At 64.4% G+C, this 20,993-nt stretch carries 23 protein-coding genes; 17 read left to right on the top strand and 6 right to left on the bottom strand.

The window, feature by feature from the left end; translation table 11 throughout:
- Positions 1 to 170: 170 nt before the first annotated feature.
- From ACOX7T_RS02665 to ACOX7T_RS02645, 5 genes are all read left to right on the top strand, one after another.
- Positions 171 to 1,184 (top strand): anion permease, encoded by a 1,014-nt coding sequence (locus tag ACOX7T_RS02665; protein WP_433439649.1) that lies wholly within the window; start codon positions 171 to 173, stop codon positions 1,182 to 1,184.
- Positions 1,185 to 1,258: 74 nt separating this feature from the next.
- Positions 1,259 to 2,413, top strand: coding sequence for an aldo/keto reductase (locus ACOX7T_RS02660; protein ID WP_433439647.1), 1,155 nt, complete (start codon positions 1,259 to 1,261; stop codon positions 2,411 to 2,413).
- A gap of 66 nt (positions 2,414 to 2,479) precedes the next feature.
- The gene (locus tag ACOX7T_RS02655) at positions 2,480 to 3,310 is read left to right on the top strand and encodes a MerR family transcriptional regulator (RefSeq protein WP_433439645.1); all 831 of its coding nucleotides are present in this window, start codon (positions 2,480 to 2,482) and stop codon (positions 3,308 to 3,310) included.
- 109 nt (positions 3,311 to 3,419) lie between these two features.
- Positions 3,420 to 5,339 carry an FAD-dependent oxidoreductase gene (locus ACOX7T_RS02650; RefSeq protein WP_433439644.1) on the top strand — a complete coding sequence of 640 codons (1,920 nt, stop codon included), beginning with the start codon at positions 3,420 to 3,422 and terminating at the stop codon, positions 5,337 to 5,339.
- Between the two features lie 118 nt (positions 5,340 to 5,457).
- Complete coding sequence (locus tag ACOX7T_RS02645; RefSeq protein WP_433439642.1) at positions 5,458 to 5,622, top strand: hypothetical protein; 165 nt, start codon at positions 5,458 to 5,460, stop codon at positions 5,620 to 5,622.
- 73 nt (positions 5,623 to 5,695) lie between these two features.
- On the opposite strand, the gene ACOX7T_RS02640 is transcribed toward ACOX7T_RS02645, so the two are convergent.
- From ACOX7T_RS02640 to ACOX7T_RS02630, 3 genes are all read right to left on the bottom strand, one after another.
- Entirely contained in the window at positions 5,696 to 7,207 is a 1,512-nt protein-coding gene (locus ACOX7T_RS02640; protein ID WP_433439640.1) for a PepSY domain-containing protein, read from the bottom strand.
- Positions 7,204 to 7,788 carry an RNA polymerase sigma factor gene (locus ACOX7T_RS02635; RefSeq protein WP_433439638.1) on the bottom strand — a complete coding sequence of 195 codons (585 nt, stop codon included), beginning with the start codon at positions 7,786 to 7,788 and terminating at the stop codon, positions 7,204 to 7,206. The genes ACOX7T_RS02640 and ACOX7T_RS02635 overlap by 4 nt, the downstream gene beginning before the upstream one ends.
- A gap of 283 nt (positions 7,789 to 8,071) precedes the next feature.
- Positions 8,072 to 9,436, bottom strand: a complete 1,365-nt coding sequence (locus ACOX7T_RS02630) for an MATE family efflux transporter (protein WP_433440111.1) — start codon at positions 9,434 to 9,436, stop codon at positions 8,072 to 8,074.
- 216 nt (positions 9,437 to 9,652) lie between these two features.
- Here ACOX7T_RS02630 and ACOX7T_RS02625 point away from each other — a divergent pair, with 216 nt between their 5' ends.
- Complete coding sequence (locus ACOX7T_RS02625; RefSeq protein WP_433439636.1) at positions 9,653 to 9,928, top strand: hypothetical protein; 276 nt, start codon at positions 9,653 to 9,655, stop codon at positions 9,926 to 9,928.
- Positions 9,929 to 9,992: 64 nt separating this feature from the next.
- On the opposite strand, the gene ACOX7T_RS02620 is transcribed toward ACOX7T_RS02625, so the two are convergent.
- The 3 genes from ACOX7T_RS02620 to ACOX7T_RS02610 form a co-directional block, all read right to left on the bottom strand.
- Positions 9,993 to 10,400: a NifB/NifX family molybdenum-iron cluster-binding protein gene (locus ACOX7T_RS02620; RefSeq protein ID WP_433439635.1), complete on the bottom strand. Its 408-nt coding sequence runs from the start codon at positions 10,398 to 10,400 to the stop codon at positions 9,993 to 9,995.
- Positions 10,397 to 10,759 carry a DUF134 domain-containing protein gene (locus tag ACOX7T_RS02615; protein WP_433439633.1) on the bottom strand — a complete coding sequence of 121 codons (363 nt, stop codon included), beginning with the start codon at positions 10,757 to 10,759 and terminating at the stop codon, positions 10,397 to 10,399. The genes ACOX7T_RS02620 and ACOX7T_RS02615 overlap by 4 nt, the downstream gene beginning before the upstream one ends.
- A gap of 65 nt (positions 10,760 to 10,824) precedes the next feature.
- On the bottom strand, positions 10,825 to 11,457 hold the full coding sequence (locus tag ACOX7T_RS02610; RefSeq protein WP_433439631.1) for a thiamine diphosphokinase: 633 nt from the start codon (positions 11,455 to 11,457) through the stop codon (positions 10,825 to 10,827).
- Between the two features lie 229 nt (positions 11,458 to 11,686).
- Between ACOX7T_RS02610 and acpP the strand changes: the two genes are divergently transcribed.
- The 11 genes from acpP to fabZ are packed head-to-tail and all read left to right on the top strand — an operon-like array spanning position 11,687 to position 20,737.
- Complete coding sequence (acpP, locus tag ACOX7T_RS02605) at positions 11,687 to 11,917, top strand: acyl carrier protein (RefSeq protein WP_148319689.1); 231 nt, start codon at positions 11,687 to 11,689, stop codon at positions 11,915 to 11,917.
- A 10-nt stretch (positions 11,918 to 11,927) separates the two neighbouring features.
- On the top strand, positions 11,928 to 12,353 hold the full coding sequence (gene accB / locus ACOX7T_RS02600; RefSeq protein WP_433439629.1) for an acetyl-CoA carboxylase biotin carboxyl carrier protein: 426 nt from the start codon (positions 11,928 to 11,930) through the stop codon (positions 12,351 to 12,353).
- 3 nt (positions 12,354 to 12,356) lie between these two features.
- On the top strand, positions 12,357 to 13,739 hold the full coding sequence (gene accC / locus ACOX7T_RS02595; RefSeq protein WP_433439627.1) for an acetyl-CoA carboxylase biotin carboxylase subunit: 1,383 nt from the start codon (positions 12,357 to 12,359) through the stop codon (positions 13,737 to 13,739).
- Positions 13,736 to 14,596, top strand: a complete 861-nt coding sequence (gene accD, locus ACOX7T_RS02590; RefSeq protein WP_433439625.1) for an acetyl-CoA carboxylase, carboxyltransferase subunit beta — start codon at positions 13,736 to 13,738, stop codon at positions 14,594 to 14,596. The genes accC and accD overlap by 4 nt, the downstream gene beginning before the upstream one ends.
- Positions 14,593 to 15,414 carry an acetyl-CoA carboxylase carboxyltransferase subunit alpha gene (locus tag ACOX7T_RS02585; protein WP_433439623.1) on the top strand — a complete coding sequence of 274 codons (822 nt, stop codon included), beginning with the start codon at positions 14,593 to 14,595 and terminating at the stop codon, positions 15,412 to 15,414. Before accD ends, ACOX7T_RS02585 begins: the two co-directional genes overlap by 4 nt.
- Complete coding sequence (locus ACOX7T_RS02580) at positions 15,411 to 16,370, top strand: beta-ketoacyl-ACP synthase III (RefSeq protein ID WP_433439621.1); 960 nt, start codon at positions 15,411 to 15,413, stop codon at positions 16,368 to 16,370. The genes ACOX7T_RS02585 and ACOX7T_RS02580 overlap by 4 nt, the downstream gene beginning before the upstream one ends.
- A 37-nt stretch (positions 16,371 to 16,407) precedes the next feature.
- Entirely contained in the window at positions 16,408 to 17,340 is a 933-nt protein-coding gene (locus ACOX7T_RS02575) for a nitronate monooxygenase (RefSeq protein ID WP_040647805.1), read from the top strand.
- Positions 17,337 to 18,275 (top strand): ACP S-malonyltransferase, encoded by a 939-nt coding sequence (gene fabD, locus ACOX7T_RS02570; RefSeq protein ID WP_433439619.1) that lies wholly within the window; start codon positions 17,337 to 17,339, stop codon positions 18,273 to 18,275. Before ACOX7T_RS02575 ends, fabD begins: the two co-directional genes overlap by 4 nt.
- A complete protein-coding gene (gene fabG / locus ACOX7T_RS02565; RefSeq protein WP_433439617.1) occupies positions 18,275 to 19,018 on the top strand; it encodes a 3-oxoacyl-[acyl-carrier-protein] reductase in 744 nt (247 codons plus the stop codon). The genes fabD and fabG overlap by 1 nt, the downstream gene beginning before the upstream one ends.
- 37 nt (positions 19,019 to 19,055) lie before the next feature.
- Positions 19,056 to 20,300 (top strand): beta-ketoacyl-ACP synthase II, encoded by a 1,245-nt coding sequence (gene fabF, locus ACOX7T_RS02560; protein WP_433439615.1) that lies wholly within the window; start codon positions 19,056 to 19,058, stop codon positions 20,298 to 20,300.
- Positions 20,300 to 20,737, top strand: a complete 438-nt coding sequence (gene fabZ / locus ACOX7T_RS02555) for a 3-hydroxyacyl-ACP dehydratase FabZ (protein ID WP_433439613.1) — start codon at positions 20,300 to 20,302, stop codon at positions 20,735 to 20,737. The genes fabF and fabZ overlap by 1 nt, the downstream gene beginning before the upstream one ends.
- Positions 20,738 to 20,993: the final 256 nt, after the last annotated feature.

Genomic DNA, 20,993 nt, shown 5'->3' with positions numbered 1-20,993 from the left:
GTGTTTTTTCTCCCCTCGTAAGCGTTATTTTTATTTCGTAGGAATGGACAAGTTCAAGCCGTTCCGACAGCCGTTGCTTTTGAGCAATTTCCCCTCTCCTTCCGTCTGAGGAGTGCTATTTTCCCGCTGCGGACCGTACACTTTCCCATAGTATGCCGGGAGGTGGGTCCATGCCCCTGTCCTTTTTCGACTTTCTCCGCCACACCGCCGCCAGCCCCGCCCTGGCGGTCACGGTGCTTCTGCTGCTGGCCGTTATCCTGGTCAACGGCTGGACCGACGCGCCCAACGCCATCGCCTCGGCGGTGGTATCCGGGGCCCTGCCCTTCCGGCGGGCCGCCTGGCTGGCGGCGGCCTGCAACCTGCTGGGAAGCCTGTGGGCGGCGGCAGCCGGCGGGGCGGTGTCTGAGACCATCTTCTCCATTGCCGATTTCGGCCGGAGCACCTCGGGCGCCCTGACCGCCCTGTGCGCCGCCATGGCGGCCATTGTGTGCTGGGCGGTTCTGGCCTGGCGGCTCGGCATCCCCACCAGTGAGAGCCATGCCCTGGCGGCGGGGCTGTCTGGGGCAGCTGCGGCGCTGCCCGGCGGGCTGTCCAACCTGCGCTCCGGCCCCTGGCTGCGGGTGGCGGCGGGGCTGTTCCTGTCTGTGGCCCTGGGGGCCGCCCTGGGCCGGTCTGCAGCCAGGCGGATGGCGCGGGTGAAGGCGTCCCCCGCCCGCCTGGCCAGGGGGCAGATCTGGGCCGCCGGGGCCATGGCCTTTCTCCACGGCGCCCAGGACGGGCAGAAGTTTATGGGTGTCTTTCTCCTGGGTGCGGCCCTGGCCCAGGGGCGGCAGGACTGGGAGACCTTCCCCCTCCCACTGTGGCTCTCCCTCCTCTGCGGGGGCGTGATGGCCCTGGGCACCGCTCTTGGCGGAAAGCGGATTGTGGCGTCTCTGGGCCGGGCCGCCCCCCTCACCCCCAGAACCGGCCTGGCCGCCGACCTGGGCGGCGGCATCTGCCTGCTGCTGTGCACCCTGCTGGGTCTGCCTGTGTCCACCACCCACGTCAAGACCGCCGCCATTCTGGGTGCGGGACAGGGCGGCGACCCCCGGCCCATCGGGGCCATGGTTCTGGCCTGGGTGCTCACCTTTCCCGGCTGCGCCCTCCTGGGCTTTGCCGCCGCCCGGCTGTTCCTGATGCTCTGACACGGTCCATCTTGCGGCCTCTCCCGGCGGGTATTATAATGGAAATAACGACAACCGACAGGAGGGGTCCCCATATGAAATACCGTCCCTTGGGAAGCACCGGCCTTCAGGTCAGCGAGGTTGGCCTGGGCGGCGAGTATCTGGAGCGTGAGAACGCCGAGACCGTCTGTGCCGTGGTGGATGAGGCCATGAAGCAGGGCATCAATATTCTGGACATCTTCATGTCCGAGCCCAACGTGCGCACCAACCTGGGCGCGGCTCTGAAAGGCCGCCGGGAGAAAATGATTCTCCAGGGCCATATCGGCTCTGCCTGGAAGGGCGGGCAGTACTGCCGCACCCGGGACCTGGACGACGGCAAGCGGTTCTTTGAGGACTTTCTCACCCGGCTGGACACCGACTATGTGGACATCGGCATGATCCACTTTGTGGACACCCAGTCGGGCTACGAGGAGCTGCTGCGCAGCGGACAGCTGGAGTATGCTCAGGAGCTGAAGGCCCAGGGAATCATCAAGCACATCGGCCTGAGCTCCCATGAGCCCTCCGCCGCCCGCCGGGCCGTGGAGGACGGCTGGGTGGAGGTGCTCATGTTCAGCGTCAACCCGGTCTTTGACCTGGCCCCCGAGGGCACCGAGCTGACCAGCCTGCTGGGCCCCGACGGCCCCAAGGGAGTGGTGCTCTCCAGCATGGACCCGGCCCGGGAGGCCCTGTACCGTCTGTGCGAGGCCAGGGGCGTGGGCATCACTACCATGAAGACCTACGCCGCCGGTACCCTGCTGCGGGCGGAGTCCTCCCCCTTCGGCGCGGCACTCACTCCCATTCAGTGCATCCACTACGCCCTCACCCGCCCCGCGGTGGCCTCCACCCTCATCGGCTGCCGCTCGGTGGAGCAGGTGCGCCAGGCCGTGGCCTATGAGACCGCCGGCGAGGCCGCCAAGGACTACGCGTCCGTCCTCTCCTCCGTCTCCCTCTACGCGGGCGCTCAGGGCCGGTGCATGTACTGCAACCACTGCCTGCCCTGCCCAGTCCATCTGGACGTAGCCCAGGTGAACAAGCTGCTGGACCTGGCCCTGGCGGGGGACGAAGTGCCTCCCACTGTCCGTGCCCACTACGCCGCCCTGGACCACCACGCCGCCGAGTGTCTCGCCTGCGGCGCCTGCGAGAGCCGCTGTCCCTTCCACGTACCCGTGTCCGACCGCATGGCCAAAGCCGCCGCGCTGTTTGGACAGTGAGCCCCTCCGGCCCGAGGCCATGACAGCGGCCACCCGAAAAACACAGATGGAAAGGCGGCGGCAGCCATGAAAAAATACAAAGTAAGCAGTCTGGCAAAGGAGATGGGGGTCTCGGCCGATCTGCTGAAGCTGTACGAGGAGCACGGCCTGCTGGCTCCCCATCGCGACCCTCAGTCCCGCTACCGGTACTACGACATCTATGACGGCGGCCGGGTGGTCAGCTCCATGACCCTGCGGAATATGGGCTTTTCCGTCCGCCAGACCGGCACTCTGCTCAGCAGCGCCTCTCTGGCGGACCTCCGCACCGCCCTGGAGGACCGGATCAGCGGGCTGCGTGAGGAGCTCTCCCGGCTGGAGCGGCTGATCCCGGCAGTAGAGGAGTACGCCGCCCTGCTGGAGAACTTCTCTCTCCCAGTTGTCCCCACCCCCTGCATGCGTCCCGGGTACTACTTTCTGGCCCAGTCCACCCAGGAGGAGTTCCGGCAGACTGAGCGGCAGAAGCAGCTGGCCCGCCGCCTGCTGGAGGAGCTTCCCTACTCTGAGCGGTTGCTGGTTATTGACCGGAATTCCTTTACTGAGGGGGAGGAGTTCCGCTTCCAGTGGGGCCTTGCCATCCGGGAGGACCGTTCGGAGGGCTGGCCGGTGGAGGAGATGCGCTATTTCCCGCCCCGGCCCTGCCTCCGGCTGCCTGAGCTCCATTCCGCCTCCTGCCTGGTGAGCCGGGAGGCCTTTGTCCCCCTGGCCCGCTTTCTGCGGGAGGACGGCAGAGCTCTGGAGGATGACATCCTCTGCCAGGTGCCCGTCACCTCCGTGGAGCAGGGCGAGCGCACCGCCTACCGGATGATCTTCCTGCCGGTTGCCCTGCGGGCAGAGGAAAATTTTGCAGAAGATTGTTAAATTTTTTTCGTTTTCCTCTTGACTTGGGTGTTACACCCGGCTTTATACTCTCTCCCGTTAAGAACTTCACAAATTATTTTTGGGAAGAAAAAGAGGAGAGAATGAACCAATGAACGTCAAGAAGCTTGTCAGCCTGCTGCTGAGCGGCGCCATGGTCCTGTCCCTGGCCGCCTGCTCCAATCCCCAGACCGGGGAGAGCGGCACCCCTGCTCCCAGCGTCTCCGCCAGCCCGGAGAACACCCCCGCTGCCAGTGCCGCCTACACCGCCGGCACCTACACTGCCTCCGCCGTCGGCAAGAACGGCGACGTGACCGTGGAGGTTGTGTTCAGCGATACCGCCATTGAGAGCGTCACTGTCACCGAGCACCAGGAGACCGCCGGTCTGGCTGACCCCGCCCTGGAGCGCATCCCCGAGGCCGTGGTGGAGGGTCAGACCCTGGCCGTGGACACGGTGGCCGGCGCCACCATCACCAGCGAGGCCATTCTGACCGCCGTGGCCGACTGCGTCACCCAGGCCGGCGGCGACGTGGCTGCCCTCCAGACCCCCGCTGAGAGTGAGGGCTCCGGCGAGACCGTCAGCTACGAGGCCGACGTGGTCATCGTGGGCGCCGGTGCGGCCGGTATGAACGCCGCCGTTGAGGCCGCCCAGTCCGGCCTGAAGGTCATCGTCCTGGAAAAGGGCGCCAGCATCGGCGTGTCCAACGGTGCCGTGGCCGGCGGCCCCAGCGCCTGCGAGACTGTGATCCAGGAGCAGGAGGGCCAGGATGTGTCCGTGGAGACCCTGTTCAACTACATGTACGATTACAGCCACTCCCTGTCCAACGCTGCCCTGCTGCGCAACGTGCTGTCCGTCTCCGGCGAGACCATCAACACCATGGTGGAGCTGGGTGTGGGTATCTACCTGCGGCCCGACAACTACGGCGCCGGCTTCCGCGCCCGCCACGGCTTTGACGTGAAGGGTGAAGAGCGCTTTGCCCCCCTCCGTGCCGAGGTGGAGGCCAATGGCGGCCAGTTCCTGCTGGAGACCACCGGTGAGGAGGTCATCATGGAGAACGGCACCGCTGTGGGCGTGCTGGCCAGCCAGCCCGGCGGCGTCACCGTGGAGGTCCGTGCCAAGGCCGTCCTGGTGTGCACCGGCGGCTATCTGGGCAACGAGGACATGATCCACGAGCACTTCGGCAATGTGACCGTCAACCCCCTGGGCAACACCCTGTCCGACGGTGCGGGTATCAATATGGTGGTCAATGCCGGCGGCATTCTGGACCGCAACTGGTCCATCATCGCCAATGAGTTCACCGGCTCCAACCAGAAGGCAGGCGCCTGGAACCGCAACACCCAGAACCTGACCTACGCCGTGTACGGCGGCCTGATGGTCAACCGTGAGGGCGAGCGCTTCTTCAACGAGGAGACCATCGCCACCATGGCCCTGTCCGAGGGCGGCGAGGCCACCCTGCGCGAGGGCCTGTACTACTCCGTTATCGACCAGGCCTACTTTGACGCCTGCCGTGAGGAGGGCATTTACAGCTACCTGGGCAGCCCTGAGAGCTGGTACGTGGGCAAGATGACCCTGGCCGACAAGGTGCTGGACCAGAACGAGGCTCAGCTGCAGGAGGCCATTGACCAGGGCTGGGCCTGGAAGGCCGACACCATTGAGGAGCTGGCTGAGATCACCGGCCTGGAGCATCTGCCCGAGACCGTGGCTGAGTACAACGCCATGTGCGAGGCCGGCAAGGACACCCAGTTCTACAAGGACCCTGTGTTCCTCACTCCTGTCAGCGAGGGCCCCTTCTACGTCTTTGAGTACGAGCCCAGCGCCTGGGGCACTCTGGGCGGCGTGAAGGTGGACAGCCACCTGCGCGCTCTCACCGCCGACAACGAGCCCATCCCCGGCCTGTACGTGGCCGGTGTGGATGCGGGCAGCATGTACACCGCCCCCTACTACTCCAACGAGGGCGCCGCCCTGGGCCTGGCCATGGCCAGCGGCACCTGGGCTGCCAAGGAGATCTCCTCCTACGTCAGCGGCAACTAAATTGAGACAAAACGAGCCTCTCTCCGTGCTGCGGAGAGAGGCTCGTTTTTATTTTCATCACATGTTTTCCCTCCGTGGGGCAACACTAAGGGATAGCTTCAAAAGGAGGTGTACTGATATGGCCAAAAAGGGTATGTCCCGTCCGGAGCGGACCCACACCCAGCCCCGCAACGACCAGCCCCCTGTCCCTGAGCTTCAGGGAAAGGAGAAGCGCAGTAAGGACCACGCCAAGCCCATTGTCCCCGGAACCGGCGGACCGGATCTGAAGGTATTCCACCGCTGACCCTTACAGCCAGACGCAAAAAGAGGCAGGCCGCCGATAACAGCGGTCTGCCTCTCTTTTTCTCGACGGGATATCAGCGGTTGTCCGCTTCCCACTTGATGAACTCACCGGCTGTGGCGTCGATCTCAAACTCATACTCCCAGCCGTCCAGCACCGCCTCGCCCTCATAGTAGACCCGACCGTCGTCGGTGTCCCGCTCAATCTCCACAATGGTGGCCCCGGGAATTCGGGCCAGAACCAGGGCGCGGGCGCCCTCCTCATCCAGAGCTGTCTGGGCCGCCTGACCGGAGGAGGTACCGCCACCCGTATGCCAGCCCTCGTCCGCATCGTCGGCGTCCCACTCCAGGAAGGAGCCTGTGGCGGCGTCAATTTCAAACTCGTACTCCCGACCCTCCAGCACTGCCTTTCCGTCGTAGACCGTACGGCCGTCGTCTGTATCCCGTTTAAATTCGACTATGGACGCGCCGGGAATCTGGGCCAGCACCAGGTCCTTGGCCTCCTGCTCGGTAATCAGGGCCGTCTGCTGCTGGCTCTGGGAGGGCTGGGGGGTGGCCGTTCCCTGCCCGGTTCCGGTCACCGGCTGCCCCACAGTGCCGCTCCAGTGGTCATCCAGCTCGTAGTCAAATTTGACCACTGCGCCGGTCAGGGCGTCAATCTCAATGTCGTACTCGTAGCCATCCAGAAGGAGCTCGGCCTCGTAGACCATGCCGTCGTCGTAGTCAAACTCAATCTCCTTCAGCGTGGCCCCGGGAAGCTGGGCCAGGGCAATTTCGGTAGCCTTATCCAGACCGATATAGGCCTTGTCGCTGGCCTGGCCGGTCACCGTCAGGCCGCTGGTGTCCGCCTGCTTGGCCTGGAGCAGCAGGCTCAGGTCGTTGACCGACAGCCCCGCCAGGGACTCAAAGGTCAGGGTGGGGTCGGTGTCCAGAATCCGCTGGATCAGCGCCGCCTTTCCCTCGGAGATGCCGTAGGTCTCCGCCAGACTGGACAGGCTCTGGTCCCGGCTGGTGATGGTCTGCCCCATCACCGAGGCCTCCACCGATTCACCGGCCAGCAGTCCGTTGACGTCCGCCATCAGGCTCTCCTGAAGGGCCTGTGCTTTGGCTGCATCCTTATTCTCCACTGTGATGAGCACCGAGTTCTTCAGGTCGTCAATATAGCCGTGCTGCACCATGGAGCCGATGAGGGCGTTGACCGCCACGTTGAGCGGGGTACCCTGCAGATCCATACCGTCAATAATCTCCGTGCCGTCTGCGTTCAGCGCTTCGCAGTTGAGCACCTTTTCGTTCCGGCTCACCGTCAGCTGCACGCTGGGGTTGACGTCAATGCCCACCAAGGAGTCGGGGGCGTTGGCGTACCGCCAGCCGAAAAAGCTGCCGCCGCCGATAACCAGCACCAGCGCTGCCGCCACCGCCGCCGCAAAATTCTTCCATCCCCGCCGTTTCCTTTTGGGCGGGGCGCTGATGTCCACAATCTTCTCCTGCCGCCGGGCCTCCTCCCGGACCTCCAGAAGCTCGTCCAGGCGGTTGGGGGCCGCATCCTCCATGGCGCGGGCCAGGCGGGCCTCCGCATCCTGTTCCTTCATGTCGCCTCACGCTCCTCCAGATAATCTCTCAGCTTGATCAGGGCTCTGCGGTACTTGGAGAGCACCGTGGCCAGGGGCATGTCAAGCAGGGCCGCAATCTCCCGGTGCTTCAGTCCGCTCATGGCGTGGAGGGTGACCACCTGCCGCTCCTCGTTCCCCAGGCACTTCATGGCAGCCTCCAGCGCCAGCTTATCCTCCTGGGCACGGGTGGGGTCCACACTGGCCCACAGGTGCCAGTCCTCCTCCTGCTCCAGGGGTACATCCCGCCGCTCCCGCAGCTTCTCCAGGGCCAGATTCCGGGTGATGGTGAGCACCCAGGCCATGGGCTTGCCCTTGGGCTGGTAACCTCCGGCGGCGGCATCTATTTTTAAAAAGGTATCCTGCATGATGTCCTCCGCGTCGTGCTGGTTCTTCACAATGGACAGCGCGAAGCCGTAAACCGCCTTGTGGGCGCGGAGATAGAGCTCGGAAAACGCCTGCGTCTCTCCCTGGGCTACGCGCAGGATCAGGCTGTCCTCCAGGGCGGGCGCCTTGGCCGGGCGGAGCTCCTGCTCGATTGCAGACAAGCCAAACAGCAGCATATGTCTTCTTCCCCTCTCATAGGAATAACGAAACAGACAGGGATTTTATTGCGTCTGTGAGAAAAAAATTCCCTGCGTCCGGGGCCATTATACCATCTTTTCCCTGTTTCTTCAATCTTTCCAATTTTACCTGTTTTTTACATCTTCTTTACACTTCCAGCCCGTATTTATTACATTACCATGTTCATCTGCTTTCCGCAATCTTTTAAAAAACATCTTATTGATGTGGAAGGCCGGAGCACTCATTATGCTCCGGCCTTCCTTTTCTGTATTCCTGTCACAGTCACACACGGGCCCCACGTTCAGCCTCAGGACCGGGGCTGGTCCCTGCCCGCATCCAGTTTCCCTTCTTATAATACAGGAAAAACGGAATGCAGCTCAGGCCCCATGTAAGGGGATATACCCAATATACCATCTGGATGCTGTGGGTAAGCGGAATGGTAATGGTCAAAAATCCAACCCGCACGCCGCACCAAATCACCATCATAATCACCATCGGGACGATGGCCTTTCCGGCGCCGCGCATGACGGCGGCAACCGCGTGTGCGAAGGCCAGCAGGCAGTAGAACAGCGCCGCCGTCCGCGCCTTCTCAATGCCGAACCGCACCACCTCCGGCGTGGGATCGAATATGGCAATCAGCTGTGGGGCAAAGATGAACACCAGGACGCCGATGGACTCCGCCAGCAATACGGTGGCCAGAATGCCGAACCGTGTCCCCTTTTTGGTGCGCTCATACTGCGCCGCGCCCAGATTCTGCCCCACAAATGTGGTCAGCGCCATGGCAAAGCTGTTGATGGGAAGGAAACCGAAGCCCTCCACCTTGCTGTACGCTCCATAGCCCGCCATTGCCATCTCTCCGAAGGCGTTGACATTGGACTGAACGATTACATTTGCAAAGGAGATGATAGAGTTCTGTATGCCGGAGGGCAGGCCTACGCGGATAATCTGCCCCAAAATGTTCCGGTCAAACCGGATCTCCCTGAGCACCAGCCTGTAATCCTCCCTTGTCAGCATCAGCTGGCGCATGCAGAGCGCCGCGCTGGCCACCTGAGAGATCACTGTGGCCAGCGCCGCGCCGCCCACGCCGGCGTTGAACCCCTCAATAAACAAGAGGTCCAGCACCAGATTGATAACAGAGGAGGCAATCAGGTAGTACAGCGGGTGGCGGCTGTCGCCTACCGCCTGCAAAATACCCACAAAAATGTTATACATGACAAAGCCGATGGAGCCGCAGAAGTATATCTGCAAATATACGGTAGACTCCGCTATCACGCTGTCCGGCGTATCCATCCACACCAGAATCTGAGGAGTAAACAGAATACCGGCTGCCGTCATCACCACCCCTGCCGCCAGGCCGAAGGCCGCAATCGTATGGACCGTGCGGCGGAGATTTTCCCCGTCCTCCGCGCCAAAATACCGGGCCACGATAACGCCCGCACCGGAGGAGATGCCGCTGAGAAAACCGATCAGCATAAAAATCAGACTGCCTGATGAGCTGACCGCCGCCAGCGCGCTGCTCCCTACAAAATTTCCCACAATTAGCGAATCCACAGTGTTGTACAGCTGCTGAAACAGATTGCCCAGCATGAGCGGAAGTGCAAACATGGTCATTCTCTTCCAGATCGACCCGCTGGTCATTGGCTCCATGGTCCGTACCACAAGCTCCCTCCTCGCACAGTGAAACACAGCATTTCCAAATTATATCTCTCTTTTGTCGCTTTCACAAGTACACCCGCTGGTTTTCCCTGCAAGAAAAATTTCTGTCCTCCCCGTTCCCCATGTCCACACACTCTTTACACGCTCCACCCACGCCCTTTACGCTTGTGTGCTATCATATCCGCAGAAGCCGAGGAGGTATGGACTATGAAGCGTTCTGTTTTGAAGCGGTGGGATCTGGCCGTCAGCCTTTTGTTCCTAGTGGGAGCCGCAATATTCGGCGCGTCTGCCTACCAGACCGGAACCCTTGGCGCCCTTTCCGCCCTGGGGCTGATTCTCTGCATCGTCAGCATTATCCTGGGACGGGTCAAGCTGCGCTGCCCCTTCTGCCATCATTTTCTGGGCTTTTTCGCTGCTGGCAGCTATCCCTTCTGTCCCTGGTGCGGAGACCAGCTCACCGGCTCAGACACAGACGAGATGTGACGGACAGCAAAAAACGGACGGACCGCTTCCGGCGGTCCGTCCGTTTTCTCCTCTTGTGCGCTTCTCAGCCGCCGCAGTGGCCGCCGCAGGTGTGGCCATGGCCGTGGTCATGACCGTGGCACTCATGGTGGCCGTGGTCGTGGTGGTGGCAGGTGGGCTCCACATTGCGGGCCAGATTGCCGCCCAGCAGGGCCTCCACAGCCGCGTCGGCGTCGCCGGCCACGCCAGCGTAAAGGGTGATGCCGGCCTCGTTCAGGGCAGCGATGGCGCCGCCGCCGATGCCGCCGCAGATCAGGGTGTCCACGCCCAGGCCCACCAGGAACCCGGCCAGAGCGCCGTGGCCGCTGCCGTTGGTGGGCTCCACGGCGGAAGCGGTCACAGCGCCGTTCTCCACGTTGTACACCTTAAACTGCTCGGTGTGGCCAAAGTGCTGAAAAATCTGTCCGTTCTCGTAGGTTACCGCGATTTTCATCTGTTTTCTCCTCCAAAACACTGTTTTTTCCGGCAGCCGCCCCGGCGGTGGCAGCAGCCCGGTCCGTCGCACAGGCGGTAATTGCCTCCGGCGATGACCAGCCGCTTTCCGTTGACCAGCGCGTCGGCCAGCTTGCGGCGGGCGCTGTCACAGATGCCAGTGACCGTGGTGCGGGCGATCTCCATCTGTGCCGCACAGGCCTCCTGGGTCAGCCCCTCCAGGTCCAGCAGGCGGATGACCTCGAACTCATCCACCGTCAGCACCACCGGCTCCTCCGGGCCGGGCCGCTCCCCCACCGGGGTAAAGCCCGCCCAGCCGGGCAGCTGGCACACCCTTCTGCACTTCTGGGGTCTGGGCATCTGTTCTCCCTCCGTTTCTGACTTATGTCAGTTATTATACTCCGTTTCTGACATATGTCAAGTATTCAGAGGCGCGCTTCTCGCCGCTCCCATACAATTAATAAGGTACCGTCCTCCACGGACACACAGGAAGGCACACCGGTGAACTCGTTGCTCACCCCCAGAGAGAAGCCGTTGTCCAGCTCCGCATTGGACAGGCTGTACTTCAATCCCTCGATGGTCACGCCCCGGACGCTGTCCGAGTGGGCGAACACCGAGATCATGCCCCGGTGCTCCGGGCCGAATTCCAGCGCTCCGCCGGTGATGGCGGTGGCGGTCCAGTCGGGTCCGTACAGCCACCCCTGTTCCCCGCGGCGGGACAGCCAGGCCAGCAGCTGCAGATTGGCCAGTGTGTGGTCAAAACGTCCACCGGTGCCGCCGAAAATGTGGAACCGGCGGTACCCCCGCTCCTGCCCCAGCCGCACGGCGGCCATGGTGTCGGTGTCGTCCTTCTCCTTGGGCAGGCGCACCAGATGGGCCACGCCGGAGGGCTCGGCCATGGAGTCAAAGTCCCCCACCACCAGGTCGGGCTCCAGTCCCTTCTCCTTCAGCCAGGCGTAGCCGCCGTCGGCGGCGATAAGCAGATCCCCCTGCTCCGGCGCAGGCAGAATATTTATCCGCTCACCCGCGCCAATAATATAGCAATTTCCACAAGTCATGGCTTTTTCCTCACTTTGTGCCGTTATACACGGGTTTTATCCCGTTTTTTGTGCGTTCGGCTCATGCTCTTTATCCTAGCATACTCCGCTCAAAGGCGCAAGCCAACCTATTTTTTGGTAAAAAAATACTTGACAGACAGGGGGCTTGTGGATAAAATAACGCTTAAATTATTTTACTTAAAAATTTTTAATTAAAATAATTGAATAAAATAATGAGGAGTATGTTGTTATGACTTTCGAAGAAATGCGCGATATCATTGTGGAAACCCTGAGCTGTGATGCTGAGGACGTGACCATGGAGGCCAAGCTGTCCGAGGACCTGGGCGCCGACTCCCTGGCCGCCGTGGAGCTGTCCATGGCTCTGGAGGAGGCCTCCGGCGTGACCATCGAGGACGACGACCTGCCCAACATGAAGACCGTGGGCGACCTGATGTCCTACATCGAGTCCCACAAGGCCTGAGGCACGGCCCATGAGCAATCAGGACGTGTTTGAGCTGATGGCCCGCTTCGAGGGCAGCGCCGCCGTCAGCATGAAGTTCACCTGCAAGGACTTCTCCCTGGAGCTGAGCAAGGCAGCCGGGACCGCTCCCGCAGCCGCCCCTGTGGCGGCTGCCCCTGCGGCCGCCGCTGCACCTGCCGCTCCCGTGGAGGAGGAGGGCAGCGTCATCACCGCCCCTCTGGTGGGTACATACTACGCCGCCCCCTCCCCCGGCGCCGCCCCCTTCGTATCCGTGGGCGACCAGGTGAAGAAGGGGCAGACGGTCTGCCTGATGGAGGCCATGAAGATGATGAACGAGGTCACCGCTCCCTGCGACTGCGTCATTGAGGCGCTGCTCCAGGAGGATGGCGCCCTGGTCTCCTTCGGCGCTCCCCTGCTGCGCTATAAGGCGGTCTGAGCCATGTTCAAGCGGGTTTTGATTGCCAACCGGGGGGAGATCGCCCTCCGGGTCCTGCGGGCCTGCCGGGAAATGGACATTGATACCGTGGCGGTCTACTCCCAGGCCGACGCGGACGCCCTCCACGTCCAGTTTGCCGGCAGCGCCTACTGCGTCGGCCCGGCCAAGGCCGCCGACAGCTACCTGAACATGGACGCCATTCTCACCGTGGCCAAGGCCGCAGGCTGCGACGCCATCCACCCGGGCTACGGCTTCCTGTCTGAAAACGACGCCTTTGCCGACGCCTGCCAGGAGGAGGGCATCGCCTTCATCGGCCCCTCCGGCGACGTGATCCGGGCCATGGGCAACAAGGCCTCCGCCCGTGCGCTGATGCAGAAGGCGGGGGTGCCCGTGGTGCCCGGCTCCGACGGCCCGGTGCCCGACGCCCAGACCGCCAAGGCCGTGGCCGACTCCATCGGCTACCCGGTGCTCATCAAGGCCTCCGCCGGCGGCGGCGGCCGTGGTATGCGCCGGGTGTACGACGCCGACAGCTTCATCTCCCTCTTTGAGGAGGCCCGTGCTGAGTCCGTTGCCTGCTTCGGCAGCGGCGAGATGTACCTGGAGAAGCTGATTCTGGACCCCCGGCACATCGAGTTTCAGATTCTGGCCGACCGCCACGGCAATGTGATCCACCTGGGGGACCGGGACTGCTCCATCCAGCGCCGCAACCAGAAGATGCTGGAGGAGGCCCCCTCCAAGGCCCTCACTCCCGAGCTGCGGGAGCAGATGGGCGCCGCCGCCGTAGCCGCTGCCAAGGCGGCAGGCTATGAGAACGCCGGCACCATTGAGTTCGTGCTGGACGGCGAGGGGCACTTCTACTTCATTGAGATGAACACCCGGATTCAGGTGGAGCACCCCATCACCGAGATGGTCACCGGCACCGACCTGGTGCGGGAGCAGATCCGCATTGCCGCCGGTCTGCCCCTGTCCCTGACCCAGGAGGACGTGAAGCTCCAGGGCCACGCCATCGAGTGCCGCATCAACGCCGAGGACCCGGCCAACGGCTTCCGTCCCTGCCCGGGCAAGACGGAGTTCCTCCATCTCCCCGGCGGCTGCGGCGTGCGTGTGGACTCCGCCCTCTACACCGGCTACGAGCTCTCCCCCTTCTACGACTCCCTGGCCGCCAAGATCATCGTCCACGCCCCCACCCGGCTGGAGGCCATCCGCCGGATGCGCCGGGCTCTGGAGGAGCTGATCGTGGAGGGGTACGCCACCAACGCCGAGCTGCTCCACCAGATTCTGTACCACCCGGACTTTGTCCGCGGAAGCTGCACCACCGGTTTCCTGGACCGTGAGCTGAAAGCGCTCCTGTCCTGGAGCCGCTGCGGAAGCGAGGAGAAGCAATGAGCAACGTATTTACCCGCCGCCGCGAAAAGCTGCTGGCCCTCAAGAGCCTGCGCAGCGGCGGCCCCCGCTCCGCCCCCGCCCCGGCCTGCCCCGCCTGCGGGGCCGAGGTGCCCAGGGGCGAGCTGCACAAGAACCTCTATGTCTGCCCCCGCTGCGGCCATCACCACGCCGTCAGCGCCTACTACCGGCTCAGCCTCGTCCTGGACCCGGGCACCTTCCGGGAACTGGACGAGCGTCTGGCCTCCGCCGACCCTCTGGCCTTCCCCGGCTACGCCGGGAAGCTGGCCGATGCGAGCCGGCGCACCGGCCTGAGTGAGGCCGTGGTCACCGCCACGGGCCGTATCGACGGCCGCAGGACGGCTGTCGGCGTGCTGGACAGCCGCTTTTTCATGGGCAGCATGAGCGCCGCCGTGGGCGAGAAGGTCACCCGCCTGGTGGAGTACGCCGAGAAGAACCGCCTGCCCCTCATCCTGTTCTCCGCCAGCGGTGGAGCCCGGATGCAGGAGGGTATCCTCTCCCTGATGCAGATGGCCAAGACCGCCGCCGCTCTGGAGCACTTCTCCTCCGTCGGCGGGCTGTACATCTCCGTGCTCACCCACCCCACCACCGGCGGCGTCACCGCCAGCTTTGCCAGCCTGGGCGACTACATGCTGGCCGAACCGGAGGCCCTGGTGGGCTTCGCCGGTCCCCGTGTGGTGGAGCAGACCATCGGTCAGCCGGTGCCCGAGGGCTTCCAGAGTGCGGAGTACCAGCTCAGCCACGGCTTCTTGGACGCGGTGGTGCCCCGCAAGGAGCTGCGCGCCACGCTGAGCCGCCTGCTGCGGCTCCATGACCCGAAGGGAGGCCGCGACCGATGAACCAGACCCTTACCCCCGCCCAGCGGGTGGCCCTGGCCCGCAATCCCCAGCGGCCGGGCACGGCGGACTTTATCTCCGCCCTCTTTACCGACTTCTTTGAGCTGCGGGGCGACCGCCACTTCGGCGAGGACCCCAGCATTCTGGGCGGCGTGGCCCTGTACCACGGCCAGCCCGTTACCGTCATCGGCCACCGGAAGGGCCGCACCCTGGAGGAGAACCTGAAGTTCAACTTCGGCATGCCCAGCCCCGAGGGGTACCGGAAGGCCCAGCGGCTGATGGAACAGGCGGACAAGTTCCGCCGCCCCGTCATCACCTTTATCGACACCCCCGGCGCCTACCCCGGCCTGGAGGCCGAGGCCAGAGGGCAGGGCGAGGCCATCGCCAAGTGTCTGTCCATCCTCTCCGCCCTGACGGTGCCCGTCATCTCGGTGGTCACCGGCGAGGGCGGCAGCGGCGGCGCTCTGGCCCTGGGCGTGGGCAACAGCGTGCTCATGCTGGAGAACGCGGTGTACTCCGTCCTCTCCCCCGAGGGCTTTGCCGCCATCCTGTGGAAGGATTCCTCCCGCAGCAGCGAGGCCTGCGACGTGATGAAGCTCACCGCCGCCGACCTGAAGGAGCTGGGTGTCATCGACGAGATTATTCCCGAGCCTGAGGGCGGAGCTCACACCGCTCCCGGCGCCGTGTTCACCGCCGTGGACGCCGCCATCAGCCGTCAGCTCGCTCCCCTGCTCAAGCTGAGCGGCTCCGCTCTGGCCAAGCAACGGTACAAAAAATTCCGGGCCATGGGTACCCAGGCAGTCAGGAGGGATCGGGGATGAACGGTATCAAGCTCTGCGGCACCGGAGCCGCAGCCCCGGCCAGGATCGTCACCAACGACGACATGGCCGCCATGGTGGAGACCAACGATGAGTGGATCACCACCCGTACCGGCATCAAGGAGCGTCACTACTGCACCGAGGAGACTCTGCTCTCCCTCTGCGTGGACGCCGCCCGTCAGGCCATGGAACGCTCCGGCGTCTCCCCTGACGACCTGGGGGTGTGCCTGGTGGCCACCATCTCCCCCGACTTTGTCACCCCCGCCGTCTCCTGCCTGCTCCAGCGTGAGCTGGGCCTGCCCGAGGACTGCCTGTGCATGGACCTGAATGCGGCCTGCTCCGGCTTCCTCTACGGGCTACACACCGCCCAGTGCCTGCTGGACGCCTGCCCCAGAAAGTACGGCCTGGTGGTGGGCGGCGAGGCCTTCACCCGCATGGTGGACTTCACCGACCGCACCACCTGCATCCTCTTCGGCGACGGCGCAGGCGCCGCTGTGGTCCGCTCCGGACCTGACTGTCCCGTGCTCCACACTGTGGTGGGTGCCCGGGGAGACGACAAGGTCCTCTATGTCCCCGGCGCAGGCACCGGCGCCCCCCAGTACATCCACATGGAGGGTACCGCCGTGTTCAAGTTCGCGGTGGAGACCGTGCCCAAGTGCATCACCCAGGTGCTGGAGCAGGCCCACATGACCGCCGACGACATCGACCTGTTTGTGCTCCACCAGGCCAATGAGCGCATCATCGACCGGGTGGTGAAGAACCTGCACCTCCCCCCGGAGAAGTGCCCCAAGAACATCGCCAGGTACGGCAACACCTCCGCCGCCAGCATCCCCCTGCTGCTCCATGAGCTGTGCGCCTCCGGCGCCCTCAAGCCCGGCATGCGGGCCCTGCTCTCCGGCTTCGGCGGCGGCCTGACCTGGGGCGGCGCCATCCTGGAGCTGGACGGGGAAGCCCACTGAAAAATCTGAACGCGCCGGCAGGCGCATGGAGGTCTCTATGAAACTCAACGAGCTGCTGGGAACGGAGTTTCCCTTTATTCAGGGCGGCATGGCCAACATCGCCACCGGCGAGTTTGCCGCCGCCGTATCCAACGCGGGCGCCCTGGGCCTCATCGGCTCCGGCGGCATGAACGCCGACAGCCTGCGTGAGAACATCCGCCGCTGCAAGGCCCTCACCGACAAGCCCTTCGGCGTCAACCTGATGCTGATGAACCCCTCTGTGGACGAGATGGCCAAGGTGGTCATCGAGGAGGGCGTGAAGGTGGTCACCACCGGCGCGGGCAACCCCGGCAAGTACATCCCTGCCTGGAAAGAGGCGGGCATCATCGTCATCCCCGTGGTGGCTGCCGCCGTGCTGGCCAAGCGTCTCACCCGGTACGGCATTGACGCCGTCATCGCCGAGGGCACCGAGAGCGGCGGCCACGTGGGCGAGATGACCACCATGGCCCTGGTGCCCCAGGTGGCCGACGCAGTGGACGTGCCCGTCATCGCCGCCGGCGGTATCGCCAGCGGCCGCCAGCTGGCCGCCGCCTATGCCCTGGGCGCCTGCGGCGTCCAGATCGGCACCTGCCTGCTGGTCAGCGAGGAGTGCCCCATCCATCCCAACTACAAGCAGGCCCTGCTCAAGGCCAGCGACACCGACACCATCGTCACCGGCCGCACCACCGGCGCTCCCGTCCGTGTGCTCAAGAACAAGATGGCCAAGGAGTACATCCGCATGGAGAAGGAGAACATCCCCCTGGCCGAGCGTGAGAAGCTGACCCTGGGCTCCCTGCGCCGCGCTGTCTTTGAGGGCGACACCGAGATGGGCAGCCTGATGGCGGGCCAGGTGGCCGGCCAGCTCCACGAGATCCGCCCCGTGCGGGCCATTCTGGAGGAGCTGTACGCCGACTATCAGTCCTGCGTGAAAGGTCTGGTGAACGATCTGTGAGCCTTGCCTTTCTGTACGCCGGACAGGGCAGCCAGCACCCCGGCATGGGCGCTGACCTGTACGAAGCCTATCCCGCCTTCCGCGCTGTTCTGGACAGCGCGGCCGAGCAGGTGGACTTTGACCTGAAGGAGGTCTCCTTCACCGACGCCAATGGCGTCCTCAACCAGACCGCCTACACCCAGCCCGCCATGGTGGCCTTTGCCGCCGGCGTCACCGCCCTGCTCTATGAGCGGGGCATCGAGCCCGACTACGCCGCCGGCCTGAGCCTGGGCGAGTACTCCGCCCTCCACGCCGCCGGTGTGTTCTCCGCCGCCGAGGCGGTGTCCCTGGTGGCCTTCCGGGGCAAGGCCATGACCGAGGCCGCCCAGGGCATGGACTGCGCCATGATGGCCGTGCTGGGTCTGGACGTTCCCACCCTCCAGTCCGCCTGCGACCAGGCCGCCGCTCTGGGCGTGGTGGAGATTGCCAACTACAACTGCCCCGGCCAGCTGGTCATCGGCGGCGAGAAGGCCGCCGTGGAGAAGGCCGCCGCCCTGGCCAAGGAGCTGGGCGCCAAGCGCGCCCTGCCCCTGAAGGTCAGCGGCCCCTTCCACACCTCCCTCCTCAAGCCCGCCGGGGACGCCCTGGCCGAGCGGTTCCGCTCGGTGGAGTTCGGCCCCATGGCCTTCCCCGTGCTCTTCAACTGCCTGGGCCATGAGATGGGCAAGGGCGACACCATCCCCGCTCTGCTGGAGCGGCAGGTCCAGTCCTCCGTCCGCATGGAGGACACCATCCGCCGCATGGAGGCCCTTGGGGTGGACACCATCGTGGAGATTGGCCCCGGCAAGGTGCTCTCCGGCTTTGTCCGCAAGACCTGCCCCGCCATCCGCACCTTCGCCGTGGAGACCTGCGCCGACCTGGACGCCCTCACCGCGGCCCTGAAAGGAGAATCCTGATGAGCCTCACCGGAAAAACCGCCATCATCACCGGCGGCAGCCGCGGCATCGGCAAGGCCGTGTGCCTGGAGCTGGCCCGCCGGGGCTGCAATATCGTCCTGTCCTTTGCCGGCAACACCGCCGCCGCCGACCAGACCGTGGCCGAGTGCCAGGCCCTGGGGGTCCAGGCTCTGGCGGTGCAGGGCAATGTGGCCGATGCCGACGCCGTCAAGGCCCTGTTCGACGCCGCCCTGAAGCAGTTCGGCGCCGTTGACATTCTGGTCAACAACGCCGGCATTACCCGGGACAACCTGCTCATGCTCCTCAAGGAAGAGGACTTCGACGCCGTGGTGGACACCAACCTGAAGGGCACCTTCCTCTGCATGAAGGCCGCCGTCCGGCCCATGATGAAGCAGCGCCACGGCCGCATCATCTCCCTCAGCTCCGTGGTGGGCCTCCACGGCAACGCCGGTCAGGTCAACTACGCCGCCACCAAGGCGGGCGTCATCGGCATGACCAAGTCCCTGGCCAAGGAGCTGGCCGGGCGGAACATCACCGTCAATGCGGTGGCCCCCGGCTTTATCGATACCGATATGACCGCCGTGCTCCCCGAGAAAGCCAAGGAGGCCATTCTGGCCTCCATCCCCATGGCCCGTCTGGGTGCGGCTGAGGACGTAGCCAACGCCGTGGCCTTCCTGGCTTCGGACGAGGCCGGTTACATCACCGGTCAGGTACTGGCAGTGGATGGCGGCATGTCCATGTGACATACTGCCCTGTGCTGTGTTGAAATTGGAGGTTATTATGGAAAAACGCCGAGTGGTCATCACCGGCCTGGGGGCCGTCACCCCCATCGGGCATACTGCGCCCGAGAGCTGGGCCGCCGTCCGCGCGGGCAAGTGCGGCGTGGCCCCTATCACCCGCTATAACACCGAGAACCAGAAGGTCAAGCTGGCCGCCGAGGTCAAGGACTGGGACCCCGAGTCCGTCCTGGACAAGAAGGAGGCCAAGCGGATGGCCCGGTACACCCAGCTGGCCATGGCCGCTGCCAAGGAGGCCGTGGCCGACAGCGGTCTGGACCTGGCCTCTGACGACCCCTGCCGCCGTGGTGTCATCGTCTCCAGCGGCATCGGCGGTCTGGATGTCACCGAGAGCGAGCACTCCAAGGGTATGGAAAAGGGCTTTGACCGGGTGTCCCCCTTCTACATTCCCATGGCTATCTCCAACATGGCCGCCGGTCTCATCGCCATCGCCCACAACTGCAAGGCCATGTGCACCTGCCCTGTCACCGCCTGCGCCGGCGGCACCAACGCTGTGGGCGACGCCTTCCACTATGTCCGGGACGGCTACGCCGACGTGATGATCTGCGGCGGCGCCGAGGCCGCCGTCACCCCCCTGGCCATCGGCGGCTTCACCTCCATGAAGGCCCTCTCCACCGCCACCGACCCGGACCGGGCCTCCATCCCCTTTGACGCCGAGCGCAGCGGCTTTGTCATGGGCGAGGGTGCCGGCATCCTGGTGCTGGAGGAGTACGCCCACGCCGTTGCCCGGGGCGCCAAGATCTACGCCGAGCTGGTGGGCTACGGCGCCACCTGCGACGCCTACCACATGACCGCGCCCGCCGAGGGCGGCGAGGGCGGCGCCCGTGCCATGGCCATCGCCCTGGCCGACGGCGGCGTGTCCCCCGATGAGGTGGACTACATCAACGCCCACGGTACCTCCACCCACCTGAACGACAGCGGCGAGACCGCCGCCGTCAAGACGGTGTTCGGTGCCTACGCCAAGGAGCTGATGATGAGCTCCACCAAGTCCATGACCGGCCATATGCTGGGCGCGGCAGGCGCTGTGGAGGCCATCTTCTCCGCGCTGGCCCTGAAGGAAGGCTTCGCCCCCGCCACCATCCACTACCAGGTCCCCGACCCGGAGTGCGACCTGGACATCGTGCCCAACGAGGGCCGTGAGGCCAATCTGCGGTACGCCATGTCCAACTCCCTGGGCTTCGGCGGCCACAACGCCAGCATCCTGCTGAAGAAATGGGAGGAAGCGTAATGCAGCTCAATTCCAATCAGATCGCCGAGATTTTGCCCCACCGCTACCCCTTCGCCCTGGTGGACCGCATCACCGACGGCGAGGAGGGCCAGTGGGCCCAGGGCATCAAGTGCGTGTCCGTCAACGAGCAGTTCTTCTGCGGCCACTTCCCCCAGAAGCACGTCATGCCCGGCGTGCTCATCATTGAGGCTCTGGCCCAGGTGGGAGCGGTGGCGCTCCTGTCCGTGCCCGAGAACCGGGGCAAGCTGGCCCTGTTCGGCGGCATCAAGAGCGCCCGGTTCAAGCGCCAGGTGGTGCCCGGGGACGTGCTGGAGCTCAAATGCACCCTGACCAAGCGGAAGGGCCCCGTGGGCATCGGCGAGGCCGTGGCCACCGTCAACGGCGAGACCGCCGCCACGGCGGAGCTCATCTTCGCCATCGCCGACGCCGAGAAGTAAGGTTGCTCTTTCCGCCCCGTTTTGGTACAATAATGTCTGACGAATAAACCGATATGCGGTTTATTCGTGCGGCATAGCCGCACAATTCTTTTAAAACGGACCGTATGAACCGTTTTAAAAGAATTCAGACATTGTTGCAATGCGTATTTCTCTCAGGGTGGAATACCCCCTGAGAGATGGTGTAAGGATTTTAAGAAAAATCCTTACACTTGAACAAAGTTACTGCACCTTGTAAAGGTGCAGCAGCTTTGTTGTA

Origin of the sequence: Pseudoflavonifractor sp. (assembly GCF_050943825.1) — a bacterium.
Taxonomy (GTDB): domain Bacteria; phylum Bacillota; class Clostridia; order Oscillospirales; family Oscillospiraceae; genus Pseudoflavonifractor.
Note: the sequence above shows the minus strand (reverse complement) of the source record. Positions and strands in the feature narration are given on the sequence as shown.